Origin of the sequence: Ralstonia sp. ASV6 (assembly GCF_016429285.1) — a bacterium.
In the GTDB taxonomy this organism is placed as follows: domain Bacteria; phylum Pseudomonadota; class Gammaproteobacteria; order Burkholderiales; family Burkholderiaceae; genus Ralstonia; species Ralstonia flaminis.
Genome location: NZ_JAELUI010000005.1, coordinates 35,439 through 52,743 on the forward strand (window position 1 = coordinate 35,439; position 17,305 = coordinate 52,743).

Below are 17,305 nucleotides of genomic sequence, written 5' to 3' on the forward strand. Positions count from 1 at the left end.
CGCCTATCGCCCGACCGAGCCGAAGTGAATACGCGGATCGACCAGCACATAGCACACGTCGGAGATCAATCGCGCCCCTAGGCCGATCAACGTGAACAGGTACAGCGTGCCGAGCACGACCGGGTAGTCACGGCGCATTACCGCCTCATACGACAGCAACCCCATGCCATCGAGCGAGAACAGTTGCTCGATCAGCAGCGAGCCCGTGAAGAACGCGCCGATGAAGGCCGCCGGAAAGCCGGTCACCAACGGCAGCAGCGCATTGCGGAAGATGTGCTTCCACAGCACGCGCCGCTCCGACAAGCCCTTGCTGCGCGCAGTCAGCACGTATTGCTTGCGGATCTCCTCCAGAAATGCGTTCTTCGTCAACATCGTGATGACGGCAAAGCTGCCCACCACGGATGCCGTCACGGGCAGTGTGATGTGCCAGAGGTAATCCGTCACCTTGCCGAGCAGGCTGAGCTGGTCCCAGTTGTCAGACGTGATGCCGCGAATCGGAAACCACTGGAAAAACGTTCCGCCGCCAAATAGCACCAGCAACAGCACGCCCAGCACGAAGCCCGGAATGGCATAGCCAACCAGCACGATGATGCTCGTCACCAGATCGAACCGACTGCCCGCCCGCACTGCCTTGGCGATACCAAGCGGCACCGCTATCAGGTAGGTCAGGAAGAACGTCCACAGCCCAATCGAGATCGACACCGGCAACTTGGACTTGATGAGCTCCCACACACTGCGGTGCTGGAAGTAGCTCTCACCCAGGTCGAAGCGGGCAAACCGTCCAAGCATCAGGAAGTAGCGCTCGACCGGACCTTTGTCGAAGCCATACAGCGCGCGGATCTCTTTGATCTTCTCGGGGTCGACGCCGCGGCGACCGCGGTAATCAAATGCCCCGCCACCGCTAGCCTCGCCGACACCGTTGCGCCCTTTCATCTCCAGCATCATCTGCTCGACCGGACCGCCGGGCACAAACTGGATCACCGCAAAGGTGAGCGTGACCACGCCGATGAGCGTCGGGATCAGCAGTAGCAGCCGTTTGATCAGGTAGGCAAACATAGTGTCACCGATACGGTCATTGGGCGGCTCATTTGGCAGACTCCGGCTGGCGCCACCAGGCCGTCAGCACCCAGGCCTCGGCCGAGTAGTAGTAGGGCAGGCGATCCGGATACATCAGGTTCTTGTTGTAAGCGACGCGGTGCACGGCCGAATACCAGTGCGGAATCACGTAATAGCCGTGCATCAGCACACGATCGAGCGCGCGCGAGGCGATGATCAGCTCATCGCGGTTGTTGGCACGCAGCACATCGTCGATCAACGCATCCACAGCCGGCGACTTCAGACCGATCACGTTGTCTGAGCCCTGCTCGTCCGCCGCCGCCGAACCGAAGCGATCCTTCAGCTCATTGCCGGGGCTCTGCGAATCGGGAAAGCGCAGCGAGATCATGTCGAAGTCGAACTCTTCGAGCCGCTTCTGGTACAGCGCAAAATCGGTCATGCGCTGGTTGACCTGGATGCCGAGCTTCTCCAGGTTGCGCACATATGCGGCCATGACACGGCTCATTGCCCCGCCGTCATCGAGCATCTCGAAGACGAAGGGCTCGCCGCGAGCGTTGCGCAACGCACCGTCGGAATACGTCCAGCCGGCCTGGGCCAGCAGGCGGCGCGCCTGGCGAAGGTTGTCACGCAGCGAACTGGGCGGATCCGTCGAGGGCGGCGCGGGCAGGATGCCGAACACGTCCGGATCGAGCTGGCTGCGCAGCGGCTCCAGCAGTGCCAGCTCGCCCTTGCTCGGCATGCCGGTCAGCGAATCGGAGGCGGCCAGCTCACTGTTGGTGAAATAACTGTCAAGCCGGCGATACGCGCCATAAAAGAGTTGCCGGTTGAGCCACTCGAAATCCAGCGCCAGCGTGAGCGCCTTGCGCACCCGCAAATCCTGGAACAGTGGTCGGCGCAGGTTCATCAGGAAACCCTGCATACCCGCGCCGTTGCGGTGCGGAAACTCGCTCTTGATGAGCTCCCCGCTGCGGAACTTCACGCCCACGTAGCTCTTGGCCCAGTTCTTGGCAAGGTACTCGACCATCGCGTCGTACTCGCCGGCCTTGAACGCCTCCAGACGCGCGGTCTGGTCCTTGTAGAGCTTGTACTGGATGCGCTCGAAGTTGAACGAGCCGCGCCGGACGTTCAGCTCACGGCCCCAGTAGTCCGGGTTGCGGCGAAAGGTAATGCCGCGCGACGGGTCAAAGCGCTCGATGACATAGGGACCGCTGGCAATCGGGTCCTGGAACGTGAGCTTATCGAAGGTCGCGTCCTTCCCCCCATCCGGATCGTCCGGTTTGCCGCTGCCCTTGCCCCACTTGGGTGAGAACACCGGCAGGCCGCCAACGATCAGCGGCAACTCCTTGTTGCGGCGCTTGAAGTCGTAGCGAATGGTGGCGGCATCCACCACCGTCACCTTGGACACATCGGCTGTCATGCTGCGATAGGCGGGGCTGGCGCCCTTGCCCATCAGCATGTCGTAGGAGTACTTCACATCGGATGCACGCACCGGATCGCCATTGGAGAAACGTGCGCGAGGGTTGATGTGGAAAGTAACCGAGAGTTCGTCCGGCGCGACCGTCACATCGTCAGCCAGCAGGCCGTAGCCGCTGGCAGTCTCGTCCCAGCTTGTGATGAGCAGAGTCTCGAACACGAGCTGCGTCAGCCCCGGCGCAGACGTGCCCTTGATCGTAAACGGATTGAACTTGTCGAAGCTCGTGCGCCGGTCGGGGTTGCCCAGCAGCAGCATGCCGCCAATGGGCGCCTTCGGATTCAGATAGCCGAAATTCGAGAAACCGGCCGGATATTTGAGATCGCCATATTCCGCATAACCATGCGCCGCCCAGGCCGGTGCCGCGCAGAAGGTCGTCACAAGGCAGGCCAGCGCTGCGAGGTGCTGCCGATGTCGTCGCCAGTACGGCTGATGTACCGCTGCAAGTACGCCCATTGCGCTCATTGCGCCCCTTGCCCCCGTTGTCCCTGCATGCGTGGATCCAGATCGATCACTGTATGAAAACCTGTTTCAGACGATTCTAACGCCCTATTCGGGCTTTCCCGTCAATTCTGGCCCGGGGATCGTCCCGCATTGACAAGGGTGACACGGCAACGAATGCAGCACATGCAGCGGCACCCAAAAGCGCAGACGCCCAGTGCTTTCCGGTATCATCGCGCCGACCCTAATTGCCTCGTGCCCTCCAGATACCGCTGCTGAGTGACCGCAGTGACATACGGGCGCGACGCTGCCCCACATTTGTACGGAGAAACCATGGGATTCCTCGCTGGCAAGCGCATTCTGATTACCGGCCTTCTGTCCAACCGCTCGATCGCCTACGGCATCGCCAACGCCTGCAAGCGCGAAGGCGCTGAACTGGCCTTCACCTACGTCGGTGAACGCTTCAAGGACCGCATTACCGAATTCGCCAACGAGTTCGACAGCAAGCTGGTGTTCGACTGCGACGTCGGCAGCGATGAGCAGATCGCGAAGGTGTTCGAAGACCTGGGCCAGCACTGGGGCCACTTCGATGGCCTGGTGCACTCGATCGGCTTTGCGCCACGCGAGGCGATTGCCGGCAACTTCATCGATGGCCTGTCGCGCGAGTCGTTCCGCATCGCGCACGACATCTCGGCGTACAGCTTCCCGGCACTGGCCAAGGCCGCACTGCCGATGCTGTCGCCCAATGCCTCGCTGCTCGCCCTGACCTACCTGGGCGCCGAGCGCATCGTCCCGAACTACAACACGATGGGTCTGGCCAAGGCCTCGCTGGAAGCCGGCGTGCGTTACCTGGCCGGCGCGCTGGGGCCGAAGGGGATTCGAGCCAACGGCATCTCGGCTGGCCCGATCAAGACGCTGGCCGCATCCGGCATCAAGGATTTCGGCAAGCTGCTCAAGTACATGGAAGACGTGGCCCCGCTGCGCCGTAACGTCACCATCGAAGAAGTCGGCAACGTGGCTGCGTTCCTGCTGTCGGACCTGGCCAGCGGCGTGACCGGCGAGATCACCTACGTCGATTGCGGCTTCAACGTGACTGCAGGCGTGCCGGAGAGCGTCGGCCAAGGCTGATGCGCTGATGCATGTGCGCCATCTTCGGATGGCGCATGCACGTGAAGCCCGCCGAGGCGGCAGACAAAGAAAAAGCCCGCATGGCGCAAACCATGCGGGCTTTTTGACGTGCAGTGCAATGCGAGCCGTCACGTCAACTCGACTCGCATCCGCCTGTTATATGCGCTTCCCGCGAGAAGCGCCAAACTGGCGGAGACGGAGGGATTCGAACCCTCGATCCAGGTTTTGGCCCGGATGCTCCCTTAGCAGGGGAGTGCCTTCGACCTCTCGGCCACGTCTCCCAAACTGACCGTCGCACGAAGGAGCCCGTGCAACGAAGCGCGTATTCTAGCCACTTCACCCCACCTGGTCAACGACAACTGCATGACACGCGGTGAGAATCTGTGGCTCCCGAGGGTCGCCACCCCGGCCACCCGGCACCGGTCAGTCAGTTACGCCTGATCCAGCTCGAACGCTTTGTGGAGCGCGCGCACGGCCAGCTCCATGTACTTCTCGTCGATCAGCACCGAGATCTTGATTTCCGAGGTGGAGATCATCTGGATGTTGATGCCCTCTTCCGACAGCGTGCGGAACATCTTGCTGGCGATGCCCACGTGCGAGCGCATGCCCACACCCACCACCGACACCTTCGACACCTTCGGATCACCCGACACGCTGGCGGCGCCGATATGGCCCTTCACGCTGTCATTCAGGATCGCCAGTGCGCGCTGGTATTCGCCGCGCGGCACGGTGAAGGTGAAGTCCGTCTTACCTTCCACCGACTGGTTCTGGATGATCATGTCGACGTCAATATTGGCATCGGCAACCGGACCCAGGATCTGATAGGCGATGCCGGGCTTGTCCGGCACACCGATCACGGTGATCTTGGCTTCGTCGCGGGCAAAGGCGATGCCGGAAATGGCGGCGGCTTCCATGTTCGAATCTTCCTCAAAAGTAATCAGCGTGCCCGAGTTCATCTCGACGTCGAGCGACATCAGCGGATCAGTCAGCGACGACAGCACGCGGGTCTTCACGCGGTACTTGCCGGCAAACTCCACCGAGCGAATCTGCAGCACCTTGGAGCCGAGGCTGGCCATTTCCAGCATCTCTTCAAAGGTGATCTTGTCTAGGCGGCGGGCGTCGTCCACCACGCGCGGGTCGGTCGTGTACACGCCGTCCACGTCGGTGTAGATCAGGCACTCGTCGGCTTCGAGCGCGGCAGCAACCGCCACGGCCGAGGTATCCGAACCACCACGGCCGAGCGTGGTGATGTGGCCTTCGTCGTCAATGCCCTGGAAGCCCGTGATGACAACCACGCGGCCGGCGTCGAGATCAGCGCGTACGCGCTCGTCGTCGATCGACTGGATGCGGGCCTTGGTGTAGGCGGAATCGGTCTTCACCGGCACTTGCCAGCCGGTGTAGCTGCGGGCGTCGATGCCTTCAGCATGCAACGCGATGGCCAGCAGGCCCACGCTCACCTGCTCGCCAGTCGAGGCAATCATGTCGAGTTCACGCGGGTCAGGCTGGGCCGAAATCTCTTTGGCCATACCCAGCAGGCGGTTGGTTTCGCCGGACATGGCCGACGGAACGACCACGATCTGGTGACCGGCACGGTGCCACTTGGCAACGCGCTTGGCGACATTCTTGATGCGTTCAACTGAACCCATCGAGGTGCCACCGTACTTGTGAACGATGAGAGCCATCTTGGAAAGATCGAGAGGAGGCGGAACGGTGCAAAAGCCTTTGAAAATACAGCAGTTTGCATCGATCGGCAAGCAATTCGCCGGTGAAGATGTGTATTAGAGCGCACCCTGGACGGTCGCAAACCATGCGATTTGCCAGCCCGGGCCGCTGGCAGCGACCGCTCGGTCCACGCCCAGGCCGGCCGCAAAAACCAATGCATCACCGGCGTACAGCAGCGGCAAACGCTGGCGCTCCCAGGCCGGAATACCGGCTTCCTGATAGGCCTGCTTGAGTGCGCGCGACGGGCCGCCCGGGCGCAGCACGATGCGCTCACCACCACGGCGGTGCACCAAAGACAGCGGCGCTTGCAAGGTTTGCACCGCAATACCGTCTGTTGCCACGGGTGAAAACACCAGCGCCCCACCCCACTCGGCGACATTCACGCGTTGATCGGCCTGTCGCGTAGGGTCGAACAGCCCGGCATCAATGGCAACAAACACTGGCGTGGACGCACCACCGACAGCGGGCTCGATCCACGCAGCCCCGCGATAGCGCCTGACGCGCCCAGCCGGCAATGCAATGCACAGCGCGCCGTCGCTGCGCGCATCAATCAACTGTGTGCGTAGATCCTCAAGGCGGCCCGTGGACAGCGCACGCATACCCGCTTGGGCCAGCCATGCGCGGAGCACCGCGCGCTGACGCGGCTCAGACAACGCCGCCAATAACGCCACATCGAGTTCACCCGCCGAGGCGATCTGCGCCAGATCCGCCTGCGCAATCTCGTCGATCAACGCTGCGGCATCCGCCAGATGGGCCGCACTGCGAGCAAGCGCTTCACGATAGGCGGGGAAATGCCCTGCCATTCCCGTCAGCAAAGGCCGCAACGCATTGCGTGCGTACCGCGCATCCTCGTTGGAAGGATCGTCGATCCATTCGAGCGCGTTGGCTTGTGCGTACTGCTCGATGTCCGCGCGTTGCGCGTCCAGCCACGGGCGCAGCAACGTCAGACCACCCGCGCGGGTCATCGGCATGGCGGAAAGGCCGTCGAGACCAGCGCCGCGCATCAGTTGCAGCAAGACAGTCTCGGCCTGATCGTCCTGGTGATGCGCGGTGAGCAGAATCGTCGCGCCGGTTTGCACGCACAGGTCAGCCAATGCGGCATAGCGGGCCTCGCGCGCCGCCGCTTCCACACCTCGCCCCGCATCGGTGGCAACGTTCACACGGCGCGCATGGAATTCAACACGCGCGGCCTGGGCCATGCGAGCGCAAGCGGACTCCCACGCATCTGCGTCTGCTTGCAAGCCATGGTGAATATGCAGGGCGACAAGGCGCACGCGCACGCCAGCATCGCGCCACGCGGCGCACGCGTGCAGCAGCGCCGCGGAATCACGCCCGCCGGACAGGGCAATCGCCACCGTCGGCACCTCGCCAGAAACAACAAAGGCCGCACACGCGGCAACGCGTTGTGCGACCTTATCGACCAGCAAGGCCTGCCGGGCGAACAAATCAGCGCCCTTCGATTTCCTTGAACTTGCCATAGGCCATCAGGCGCTCATGACGGCGCGCCTGCAATTCCGACGTCTTCATGCCCTGGAACTGGCGCAGCGATTCAGCTAGTGCGCGCTTGAGCATCGAGGCCATGCCCTTCGGATCACGATGCGCGCCACCCAGCGGCTCGTTGACGATCTTGTCGATCAGGCCCAAGGCCTTGAGGCGATGCGCCGTCAGCCCCATCGCCTCGGCGGCTTCCGGTGCCTTTTCGGCGGTCTTCCACAGGATCGACGCGCAGCCCTCCGGTGAGATCACGGCATACGTGGCGAACTGCAGCATGATCACCGAATCGCCCATGGCGATGGCCAGCGCGCCGCCCGAACCGCCTTCACCGATGATGGTGGCGATCAGGGGCACCTTCAGGCCAGCCATCACGAACAGGTTGTGACCGATGGCTTCCGACTGGCCGCGCTCTTCAGCATCAATACCGGGGAATGCACCCGGCGTATCGACGAAGGTGAAGATCGGCAGGCCGAACTTGTCGGCGAGTTCCATCAGGCGCTTGGCCTTGCGGTAGCCCTCGGGCTTGGACATGCCGAAGTTGCGCAGCGCGCGCTCCTTCGTGTCACGGCCCTTCTGGTGGCCGATCACCATGCATGCCTGGCCGTTGAAGCGCGCCAGACCGCCCACGATTGACAGGTCGTCCGCGAAGGTGCGGTCGCCGTGCAGTTCGTGGAAGTCGGTGAAGATCTCGCGGACGTAATCGAGTGTGTACGGACGCTGCGGGTGCCGGGCGATCTGTGCGACCTGCCAGGGGGTCAGGTTGGCGTACAGATCTTTGGTGAGCTGCTGGCTCTTGGAGGCCAGGCGGGAGATTTCTTCAGAAATATCGACAGCGGAATCGTCTTGAACGAATCGAAGTTCTTCGATCTTCGATTCAAGTTCTGCGATCGGCTGCTCGAACTCCAGGAAGGTTGTTTTCATGGATCTTCTGAAAGGCTCTTGAAGGCGCGCATTCTACCGGATTTTGACCGCCGATCGACGCTGCGCGTTTCATCGAAATTAACAGATCAATAGGTGGTCGCCGTGTCCAGGCTGCGCCACATATACCAAGTGGCCACTGTGCGCCACGGTTCCCAGTTGGCGGCCACTTCGCGCGCTTCGCTGCGAGTGACGGGTTCGCCACTGAAATAATTCTGTGAGATTGCGTTGATCAGCCCGATGTCATCCAGCGGCAGCACGTTCGGACGCATCAGGTTGAACATCAGGAACATCTCTGCAGTCCAGCGGCCGATGCCGCGAATCTGCGTCAGCTCTGCGATCACATCCTCGTCGTCCATCTCGGCCCACTTGGCGACGTGCACCGTGCCGTTGCGAAAGTGATCGGCAAGGTCAAGGATGTACTCGGCCTTGCGCTTGGACAAGCCACAGCCCGCCAGCTTCTCTTGACCGGCTCGCAGGAACTGTGCGGGCACCAGCTTGGGGCATGTGGCCGCCACCCGCTCCCACACGGACTGCGCCGCCTTGACCGAAATCTGCTGACCAACAATCGACCGCGCCAGCGTGACGAACGGGTCGCCGCGCGAAGCCAGGTGCGCAGGACCATACGCGGGAATGATCTTACGCAGGATGCGATCGCGCTTCATCAAGTCTGCGCAGGCCTCCTGCCAATACTCCGGCGGGCCGGACAGCACCACCTCAGCCGGCACCGGCTCATTGGTGGCGAGCGCTTCAGGCAAGGGCACCTTCGATGCAGGCGCGCGCTTGGCCGGCGCCTTGTCGGCAACCTTGATGGTCGCGCTCTTGGCAGCCGCTGCCTTGCTGGTAACGCCATCAACCTTTTTGGCGTCCGCCTTCTTCGCAGGGGCCTTCACGGCCGGTGCCTTCTTGGCAACCGTACTGCGCACTGCGCTGGCTTTCTTGGCCACCGCGTTCATGCGCGTCTCCACTCGGTCACGCCACCCGGTTTGTCTTCCAGCACGATGCCGGCAGCCAGCAGATCGGCGCGAATGGCATCCGCACGCGCAAAGTCACGCGCCGCCTTGGCCGCACGACGCTCTTCAATGCGTGCTTCCACGGCGGCAGCATCCAGGCCATCAGCCGTTACGCCGCCCTGCAGGAACGCATGCGGATCACGCCCCAGCAGGCCCATCACCCCGGCCAGCGCGGCCAGTTGATTGGCCAATTCCGGCGAGCGCGTCTTGTTCACTTCGCTTGCCAGCTCGAACAGCACCGACACCGCCACCGGCGTATTGAAGTCGTCGTTCATCGCCTCAAGGAAGCGCTTGCCGTGCGACTCATTCCAATCGGGCTGGGCATCGGCCGCAGCGGGCACATCCTTGAGCGCGGTGTACAGGCGCGTGAGCGCGTGACGGGCGTCGTCCAGATGGGCATCGCTGTAATTCAGGTCGCTGCGATAGTGCGAGCGCAGAATGAAGAAGCGCACGACTTCAGCGTCGTACACCTTGAGCACATCGCGGATGGTGAAGAAGTTGCCAAGCGATTTCGACATCTTCTCGTCATTCACGCGCACGAAGCCGTTGTGCATCCACGTGTTGACGAAGGTCTTGCCTGTTGCGCCTTCGGACTGGGCGATCTCGTTCTCGTGGTGTGGGAACTGCAGGTCAGCGCCGCCGCCGTGCAGGTCGAAATGCTCGCCGAGCAGTTCGCAGCTCATGGCCGAGCACTCGATATGCCAGCCTGGACGGCCCTCGCCCCACGGCGAAGCCCAACGGCTCTCGGCCGGCTCATCGGCCTTGGCAGACTTCCACAACACGAAGTCCAGCGGATCCTGCTTGGCGTCGTTGGCGGCCACGCGCTCGCCGGCGCGCAGGTCTTCCAGCGACTTGCCCGAGAGCTTGCCGTAACCCGGAAACTTGCGCACGGCGTAGTTCACGTCGCCATCGGTCGCCTGATAGGCCAAGCCATTGGTCTGCAGCTTGCCGATCATGCTCAGCATCTGCGGCACGTATTCGGTGGCGCGCGGCTCGTAGTCGGGGCGTTGCACGCCAAGCGCATCGGCGTCTTCATGCATGGCCGCGATGAAGCGGCCCGTGAGCGCGCTCATGGTCTCGCCGTTCTCGACCGCGCGCTTGATGATCTTGTCGTCGATGTCGGTGATGTTGCGGACGTACGTGACGTCGTAGCCCGATGCGCGCAGCCAGCGCTGCACCATATCGAACACCACCATGACCCGCGCATGCCCGACGTGACAGTAGTCGTACACCGTCATCCCGCACACGTACATGCGCACGCGGCCGGGCTCGATGGGGACGAACGTCTGTTTCTCACGCGCGAGCGTGTTATAGATCTTGAGTGATTCCATGAAGCGGTGTCGGGAGATTCGGTGCGCCGCCACGTACTGAGGTACTGGGCTGGATGCCGGCGGGCGCAGAGCGCCGGCTGGCGACGCACTGTAAAGCTAGCGGCATATCTTACCGGAACTGCATCAACGGGGGCGGCGGTGCGGGCTGTCAATGTGCCCGGCATGCTCTCCGTCAAGAACCTTTTCCGGTGCGCATTGCCGCTGCTGCGCACAAAGACGGTTTGTTAGAATGCGGCGGAGTATAACGGAACCGATTCTCATGAACAGACCGCTGCGAGATCGCGCTATAGCCCCGCACGCTGCTACCCTGTGCGCTGCCATCGTGAGCACCCTACTTGTCACGTCAGCCGCGCCCGCCCTTGCCCAGACCGCCGGCATCGCCCTGCCGGCCGATCTGACGCCCAGCAACCAGCAACAGCCGCAGGTCGCGCGCCAGAAGCGTATTGACGACTGGCTCGCCAAGAAGCAATACACCCAGGCGCTGGGCGAACTGGACAAAGAGGTCGCCGAGCAACCGCGCAATGCACAGGCCCGCTTCCAGCGCGGCGTGGCGCTTGCCGGCCTGGGTCGTGGTGACGACGCCATCGTTGCATTCAGCCAGATGACGCAGGACTTCCCCGAACTACCTGAGCCGTACATCAATCTGGCTGCGCTCTACGCAGAACGCGGTGAGCTGCTGCGCGCCCGCGAAAGCCTCATCATGGCGAGCCGCGTAGCACCGGAGAATGCCCAGGCGCAAGCCAACCTCGGCGACGTCTACGTCCGCCTGGCCGCGCAGTCGTATCAGGGTGCGCTCAAGCTCAACCCCAAGAACACCGCTGCACGCGCCCGTCTCGATGCCCTGCCCAACGTACCGGGTGTGCGTCCGGCGAGTGCCCCCTCGAAACCCGCCGTACCCGCAGCCGCGGTGCCCGCCGCCAGCGGCGTGAGCGCAAAACCGGCCAAGTAACCACAAGAAGCGGCCGATTCCGTTTTCCCACCCCCAGCTCTCTCTCCCAGACCATGCTCCGTATTCGCTCTCTCTTTGCCGGGCTCGTGTGCGCACTGGCCGTGTCCGCAGCTGCGGCCGCCACGCCGGCACCGCGCGTGCAGTTCAAGACGTCGATGGGTAACTTCACCGTCGAGGTCTACCCGGACAAGGCCCCCAAGACGGTCGCCAATTTCCTGCAATACGTGAAGGACGGCTTCTACAAGGGCACGATCTTCCACCGCGTGATGGACGGCTTCATGATCCAGGGCGGCGGCTTCACCCCCGACATGAAGCAGAAGGACACCCGCCCGCCGGTCGAGATCGAATCGAAGAACGGCCTGAAGAATGACAAGTACACGGTCGCCATGGCCCGTACCATGGACCCGAACTCCGCCACCGCGCAGTTCTATGTGAACGTGGTCGACAACAACATGCTGAACTACCCTGGTCAGGACGGTTACGGCTATACCGTCTTCGGCAAGGTGGTCGACGGCACCGACACCATTGACAAGATCAAGGCAGTGGAAACCGCCACCAAGTTCCCGCACCAGAACGTGCCCGTGAAGCCGATCCTGATTGAATCGGCAACCGTCGTCTCCAAGTAACCCTTTCTGCTTCACCCCAAGGAATTCGAGGAATTCACCATGACCCAAGTCAAGCTGCACACCAACCACGGCGACATCACCCTGGCCCTGGACGCTGAAAAGGCACCCAAGTCGGTTGCCAACTTCGTTGCCTACGTCAAGGACGGCCACTACAACGGCACGGTGTTCCACCGCGTCATCAAGGGCTTCATGATCCAGGGCGGCGGCTTTGAGCCGGGCGAGAAGATGAACCAGAAGCCGACCAAGGCCCCGATCGACAATGAAGCCAACAACGGCCTGAAGAACGAGCGCGGAGCCATTGCCATGGCACGCACCAACGATCCGCACTCGGCCACGGCCCAGTTCTTCATCAATACGGTCGACAACGACTTCCTGAACCACACCTCCCCCACACCGCAGGGCTGGGGCTACGCCGTATTCGGCAAAGTGACGGAAGGCATGGACGTGGTCGACAAGATCCGTGCTGTGCGCACCGGCAACCGCGGCTTCCACCAGGACGTACCGATGGAAGACGTGATCATCGAAAGCGCTGAAGTGATCGAATGATCGACACGGCGCACGCCACTACGGCATCCGCGCTGAAGACACCGGTCCGGGTTTCCGGGCCGGTGTTTTTTATTTCGGATCTGCACCTGACGGCCAGCATGCCGGCCACGGCAGCTGCGTTCGAGCGCTTCCTGCGCACGCGCGCCCGCGAAGCCCGCACGCTCGTCATCCTGGGTGATTTCTTCGAATACTGGGTTGGCGATGAAGAACTTGCCGATCCGTGCCACCAGCACGTTGCCAATCTGCTCGCCGAACTGGCGAACACCGGCACGCGCGTGCTGTTCATGCACGGCAACCGCGATTTCCTGCTCGGCAAACGCTTTCTGGCCGCCGCGCACGCGACGCTGCTGCCCGACCCCAGCGTGCTGGAAGTCGACGGTCAGCGCATCGCACTCGCCCACGGCGACGCCCTCTGCACGCGTGACACGGCCTACATGCGCTTTCGCCACTGGACGCGCAAGCGTTGGGTGCAGTGGATATTCCTGACGATGCCGCTGCGCTGGCGCATGAAGATCGCGCAGAAGATGCGCGCCGAAAGCGAAGCTGGCCGCGCCATGTCCGCCAACGTGGCGGGCGAACCGCGCGCCGCAGCAATGATGGGTGACGTGGCTCCCGAAGCCGTCGACGTACTGTTCAAGGCCGCAGGCACACCCACGTTGATCCACGGCCACACGCATCGCCCGCAATTGCACCACGAGCCGAGCGGTAAACGCTGGGTGCTCTCCGACTGGGATTTCGACAACCCAAACCCGCGCGGCAGCTTTCTCAAGCTGGAAAACGGCGTGCTGACGGTAGAGCAAGTGACGGCATAAGCTACCGTCACCCACCCTTCTGTTTTTTGTTACTTCAACATCCGCTTCAGCTCGCTCGCATCGAACGGATCGTTCGGCGAGTTCTCCAGGTGCGCGCCCAGGCGATCGAGCGCGGAAAGAATCGACTCAATGCGTTCTTGCTGGAGCTCGCTGTGGTCAATCAACCGCTTGAGCGCCAGCGACACCGGATCATCCGCATCGGGCGTAATGCCGTAGGCCGAGAACTCCTGCTTGAGCGCAGATTGGGCCTCGGTCGCCACATCGCGTTCGATGATGCGTGCTGGAATACCAACAGCCGTTGCGCCCGGCGGCACCGGCTTGAGCACCACCGCGTTGGACCCCACGCGCGCACCATCCCCGATGACAAAGCCGCCGAGCACCTTAGCGCCTGCACTGACCACTACGCCCTTGCCGAGCGTCGGGTGGCGCTTGGCGCCCTTGTACAGCGAGGTGCCGCCCAGCGTCACGCCCTGGTAGATCGTGCAGTCATCACCGATCTCGGCGGTCTCGCCAATCACCACGCCCATGCCGTGATCGATGAACACGCGCCGGCCGATGCTCGCACCTGGATGGATCTCGATGCCGGTCAGGAAGCGCCCGAGATGCGAGAACCATCGCCCCAGCAGTTTGAAGCCACCGTGCCAACACGCATGCGCGACCCGATGGACGATGACGGCGTGCAGACCCGGATAGCAGGTCAGCACTTCCCAGCGGCTGCGTGCGGCTGGGTCTCGCTCCATGATGGCGCCAATATCTTCGCGAATGCGTGTGAACATCTTGGTTCGTGTGTGGATCGTTATATCAATATGCGCGATGCGCTGAGGGCAGTGTAAGGCATTCCCTTGGCCTTCTACGGCAAGGGTTTTGGCCAAACATGCAAGGGGATGCCGCCTGGCAGGCGGCTTTCAGGGAGATCAGCGACAGTCGTCGGCGGCGCCCGTGGGCGCCTTGGTCACGCCGACCGCCTCGCCACGACGGCCGAGCATGCGTTTGGCGATCCCGCGCAGAATGTTGACCTCCTCGGCCTCCAACTGCGTGCGGGCAAACAGACGCCGCAGGCGCGGCATCAGCTTCTTCGGCTGGGCAGGGTCGAGAAAGCCAATCTCGACCAGGCCCTGCTCCAGGTGTTCGAACATCCCGTCGATCTGTTCGGCGGTGGCCGGCTCGCCAACAAAGCCGACACCATCCATGCGGGTATCGCCCGTGCCTGTATCGGCCAGCAACGCCATGCGCACTTCATACGCAATCAACTGCACCGCCTGCGACAGGTTCAGCGACGCATACGCCGGGTTGGCGGGAATGTGCGTCACGACGTGGCAGCGCTCCACCACCTCGTTCGGCAGGCCAAAACGCTCGTTGCCGAAGACAAAGGCGACAGTCGTGTCCGGTGCGACCAACAAGGCAGCCACCTCTTCGGCTGCCGCGCGCGGGCCAATGCGGCGCGGGCCAAATTCGCGCGGACGGGCCGTCAGGGCGATGGTGAGCGCAGCACCGGCCAGTGCCTCGCCAATGTCGTCGACCACGCGGGCGCCGGCCAGGACGTCATCCGCGCCGCTTGCCATGGCAACGGCATCGGCGTGGGATTGGGCATCGGCCTCGCGCGGGCGCACGAGCACGAAGCTGCCGGGCTCGCCAAACCCCATGGTCTTGAGCGCGCGTGCCGTGGAGCCGACATTGCCCGGGTGACTCGTCTCGACCAGCACGAAACGGCAGCGCGCGGCGCGCTGACGCAACGCCTCAGGGTCGGCGGGGGTGGTGCTCGGGGTGTTTTCCAGGGCGCTGGAGGCGGGGTTCATATACAATACGGCCACTCTTTTGACGGCGGGCAGGATCGTGTGATTGGCCCGCCGCTCGTTCTTCTACAATTCGCTGTGTTGTTCGTCAGTCGCCAAAAGCGCACTGACGCGGAGATCCGTCATGCATCCGATGCTCAATATCGCCGTCCGGGCTGCTCGCAAGGCCGGCACCATCATCAACCGCGCGTCCTTCGACGTCGACGGCCTGCGCACCGAGCGCAAACAACACAACGATTTCGTCACCGAAGTCGATCGCGCAGCCGAAGCCGCGATCATCGAAGTCATCAAGACGGCCTACCCCGATCACGCGATTCTAGCGGAAGAGTCGGGCCAATCCTGGGCCGACGGCGAAACCGTCAGCGAAAACGTCTGGGTGATCGACCCGCTGGACGGCACCACCAACTTCATCCACGGCTTCCCACAATACTGCGTGTCGATCGCGCTGATGCAGCGCGGCGTAGTCACGCAGGCCGTGGTGTATGACCCGACGCGCGATGAACTCTTCACCGCTTCCAAGGGCGCGGGCGCTTTCCTGAACAACCGCCGCATCCGCGTCACGCGCCGCGACAAGCTGGCCGACTGCCTGATCGGCACCGGCTTCCCGTACCGCGACATGGAAGGCCTGTACGACTACACCCGCCTGTTTGCCACCATGACGGAAAGCTGTGCCGGCCTGCGCCGCCCGGGCGCCGCCGCACTGGACCTCGCCTACGTAGCCTGCGGCCGCCTCGATGGTTTCTTCGAGCAAGGCATCAACTCGTGGGACATGGCTGCCGGTTCGCTACTGATCACGGAATCGGGCGGTCTGGTGGGCAACTACTGCGGCGAAGCCGGCTACCTGGACCAGGGCGAAATCCTGGCCGGCAACCCGAAGGCCTTCGTGCAGATGCTTAAGATCACGGCACCGTTCTCGCGGTCGAAGGCATCGGAATAGGCCTGATCAGCCTGAAAGAAAAAAGCCCGCCAGATGCGGGCTTTTTTCTTGGCGCGGCTTCGTTACTTCTTGGCGGCTGGCGGCTCGTTCGGTGCAAAGCTGAGCGACGGCAGTTCCGACTGCGCCTTCTCCGGCGTTTCCAGCTCCGGCACGATGCGATAGACGATCAGGCCCAACGCCGCAGAGGTCCGAACGTACTTGGTCTCACCAGCATCCAGGGCAAAGCTCAATGTCTTTTCCGTCTCCGACGCCGTCGAGACAAGGTACTTGCCTGCCGGGCGATCAACATAGAAGAAACCACCCGGCCTGGACTGGCCGACCACTGCATCGTTGAGCTTGATATCGGGTTGAATTCCGGCCCCCATCAGCGATGACGAACGGAAGAAGTACACGCGGCCCTGATCCTGCTTGAGAGTCGGGATGGTCGAGGCCATCTCGGAATACTTCACGCCCGAAGCGCACCCTGCCATGAGGACGGTGATACCAATGGCCGAAGCCAGTGCGCGCAAAACTCCCTTCATTGTGGTTCTCCTGTTGTGATTGGAACGGCTTTGGAAAGCGGGGAATACGCCTGCTCACCCGGCAGGTAGAACCCCACCAGGCGTTGATCGGCAATGACGAGGTACGCTTCGTGAACCTGGCGGCCTTCGATTGTGAAAATCGTGCCAACCGGGCGATAAACCGCGCCTTGGGAAAGCGCCCCCACGCGCTGCCAGTTAGAACCCGCCGCGAGCGTGCGCGTATAGCCGGTCTCCAGGCGAACCTCGGTTGACGCTTTCAATTGGAGGCGCGACGGCGCTGTCGTGTTGTCTGTGGCCAGCGCGGCCGGCGTGGTAGATACCATCGGCGCACACGCGCCAAGGGCGACTACGGCAATGCATGCCGCAGCCAAATGCATCATTGGCTTTCGCACAACTCACTCCCTGATCTTGTTATGGGTGCCGCGTGACGCTGACACGGCATTTGTGGGGAGCGATCTTAGTGAAGTGGTGCAAAAGTGGCATCCCCCCGACCCGGATTTTTGGTGGGGATAGCAATACAAGTTTTTAAGAGTTGATTTAAGTGTTG

The 17,305-nt window shown here is 62.7% G+C and carries 17 protein-coding genes and 1 tRNA gene; 6 read left to right on the forward strand and 12 right to left on the reverse strand.

Annotated features, from left to right (window positions below):
- Positions 1-3: 3 nt before the first annotated feature.
- Together JHD73_RS01740 and JHD73_RS01745 are read right to left on the reverse strand one after the other, a co-directional pair.
- Positions 4-1,056 (reverse strand): microcin C ABC transporter permease YejB, encoded by a 1,053-nt coding sequence (locus JHD73_RS01740; protein WP_199027080.1) that lies wholly within the window; start codon positions 1,054-1,056, stop codon positions 4-6.
- A 28-nt stretch (positions 1,057-1,084) separates the two neighbouring features.
- The gene (locus JHD73_RS01745; protein WP_233176743.1) at positions 1,085-2,983 is read right to left on the reverse strand and encodes an extracellular solute-binding protein; all 1,899 of its coding nucleotides are present in this window, start codon (positions 2,981-2,983) and stop codon (positions 1,085-1,087) included.
- A 318-nt stretch (positions 2,984-3,301) separates the two neighbouring features.
- On the opposite strand from JHD73_RS01745, the gene fabI reads away from it, so the two are divergent.
- The gene (fabI, locus tag JHD73_RS01750) at positions 3,302-4,096 is read left to right on the forward strand and encodes an enoyl-ACP reductase FabI (protein ID WP_021194147.1); all 795 of its coding nucleotides are present in this window, start codon (positions 3,302-3,304) and stop codon (positions 4,094-4,096) included.
- A 187-nt stretch (positions 4,097-4,283) separates the two neighbouring features.
- On the opposite strand, the gene JHD73_RS01755 is transcribed toward fabI, so the two are convergent.
- From JHD73_RS01755 to cysS, 6 genes are all read right to left on the reverse strand, one after another.
- Positions 4,284-4,377 (reverse strand) — tRNA-Ser (locus JHD73_RS01755).
- Positions 4,378-4,527: 150 nt separating this feature from the next.
- Positions 4,528-5,778: an aspartate kinase gene (locus JHD73_RS01760; protein WP_199027082.1), complete on the reverse strand. Its 1,251-nt coding sequence runs from the start codon at positions 5,776-5,778 to the stop codon at positions 4,528-4,530.
- A gap of 96 nt (positions 5,779-5,874) precedes the next feature.
- Positions 5,875-7,296 (reverse strand): tRNA lysidine(34) synthetase TilS, encoded by a 1,422-nt coding sequence (gene tilS / locus JHD73_RS01765; protein ID WP_199027086.1) that lies wholly within the window; start codon positions 7,294-7,296, stop codon positions 5,875-5,877.
- Complete coding sequence (locus tag JHD73_RS01770; RefSeq protein WP_199027088.1) at positions 7,265-8,233, reverse strand: acetyl-CoA carboxylase carboxyltransferase subunit alpha; 969 nt, start codon at positions 8,231-8,233, stop codon at positions 7,265-7,267. The genes tilS and JHD73_RS01770 overlap by 32 nt, the downstream gene beginning before the upstream one ends.
- 86 nt (positions 8,234-8,319) lie before the next feature.
- On the reverse strand, positions 8,320-9,186 hold the full coding sequence (locus JHD73_RS01775; protein ID WP_199027090.1) for a DNA-3-methyladenine glycosylase: 867 nt from the start codon (positions 9,184-9,186) through the stop codon (positions 8,320-8,322).
- Positions 9,183-10,574, reverse strand: a complete 1,392-nt coding sequence (cysS, locus tag JHD73_RS01780) for a cysteine--tRNA ligase (RefSeq protein WP_199027092.1) — start codon at positions 10,572-10,574, stop codon at positions 9,183-9,185. Before cysS ends, JHD73_RS01775 begins: the two co-directional genes overlap by 4 nt.
- Positions 10,575-10,833: 259 nt before the next feature.
- Between cysS and JHD73_RS01785 the strand changes: the two genes are divergently transcribed.
- Genes JHD73_RS01785 through JHD73_RS01800 form a run of 4 tightly spaced genes read left to right on the forward strand, consistent with a single transcriptional unit; the run spans position 10,834 to position 13,507 of the window.
- Positions 10,834-11,523 (forward strand): tetratricopeptide repeat protein, encoded by a 690-nt coding sequence (locus JHD73_RS01785; RefSeq protein WP_199027094.1) that lies wholly within the window; start codon positions 10,834-10,836, stop codon positions 11,521-11,523.
- A gap of 53 nt (positions 11,524-11,576) precedes the next feature.
- The gene (locus JHD73_RS01790) at positions 11,577-12,149 is read left to right on the forward strand and encodes a peptidylprolyl isomerase (protein ID WP_199027096.1); all 573 of its coding nucleotides are present in this window, start codon (positions 11,577-11,579) and stop codon (positions 12,147-12,149) included.
- Between the two features lie 39 nt (positions 12,150-12,188).
- Positions 12,189-12,695, forward strand: coding sequence for a peptidylprolyl isomerase (locus JHD73_RS01795; protein ID WP_199027098.1), 507 nt, complete (start codon positions 12,189-12,191; stop codon positions 12,693-12,695).
- Positions 12,692-13,507 carry a UDP-2,3-diacylglucosamine diphosphatase gene (locus JHD73_RS01800; RefSeq protein WP_199027100.1) on the forward strand — a complete coding sequence of 272 codons (816 nt, stop codon included), beginning with the start codon at positions 12,692-12,694 and terminating at the stop codon, positions 13,505-13,507. The genes JHD73_RS01795 and JHD73_RS01800 overlap by 4 nt, the downstream gene beginning before the upstream one ends.
- Before the next feature lie 29 nt (positions 13,508-13,536).
- On the opposite strand, the gene cysE is transcribed toward JHD73_RS01800, so the two are convergent.
- Both cysE and JHD73_RS01810 read right to left on the reverse strand, forming a co-directional pair.
- Positions 13,537-14,379, reverse strand: a complete 843-nt coding sequence (cysE, locus tag JHD73_RS01805) for a serine O-acetyltransferase (protein ID WP_199027103.1) — start codon at positions 14,377-14,379, stop codon at positions 13,537-13,539.
- 42 nt (positions 14,380-14,421) lie between these two features.
- On the reverse strand, positions 14,422-15,303 hold the full coding sequence (locus tag JHD73_RS01810) for an RNA methyltransferase (RefSeq protein ID WP_199027105.1): 882 nt from the start codon (positions 15,301-15,303) through the stop codon (positions 14,422-14,424).
- Between the two features lie 121 nt (positions 15,304-15,424).
- Between JHD73_RS01810 and JHD73_RS01815 the strand changes: the two genes are divergently transcribed.
- Positions 15,425-16,237 carry an inositol monophosphatase family protein gene (locus tag JHD73_RS01815; protein WP_199027107.1) on the forward strand — a complete coding sequence of 271 codons (813 nt, stop codon included), beginning with the start codon at positions 15,425-15,427 and terminating at the stop codon, positions 16,235-16,237.
- A gap of 62 nt (positions 16,238-16,299) precedes the next feature.
- Here JHD73_RS01815 and JHD73_RS01820 read toward each other — a convergent pair whose 3' ends face one another.
- Positions 16,300-16,758 carry a DUF2846 domain-containing protein gene (locus tag JHD73_RS01820; protein ID WP_199027109.1) on the reverse strand — a complete coding sequence of 153 codons (459 nt, stop codon included), beginning with the start codon at positions 16,756-16,758 and terminating at the stop codon, positions 16,300-16,302.
- Positions 16,755-17,150, reverse strand: coding sequence for a hypothetical protein (locus JHD73_RS01825; RefSeq protein ID WP_199027111.1), 396 nt, complete (start codon positions 17,148-17,150; stop codon positions 16,755-16,757). Before JHD73_RS01825 ends, JHD73_RS01820 begins: the two co-directional genes overlap by 4 nt.
- Positions 17,151-17,305 lie beyond the last annotated feature (155 nt).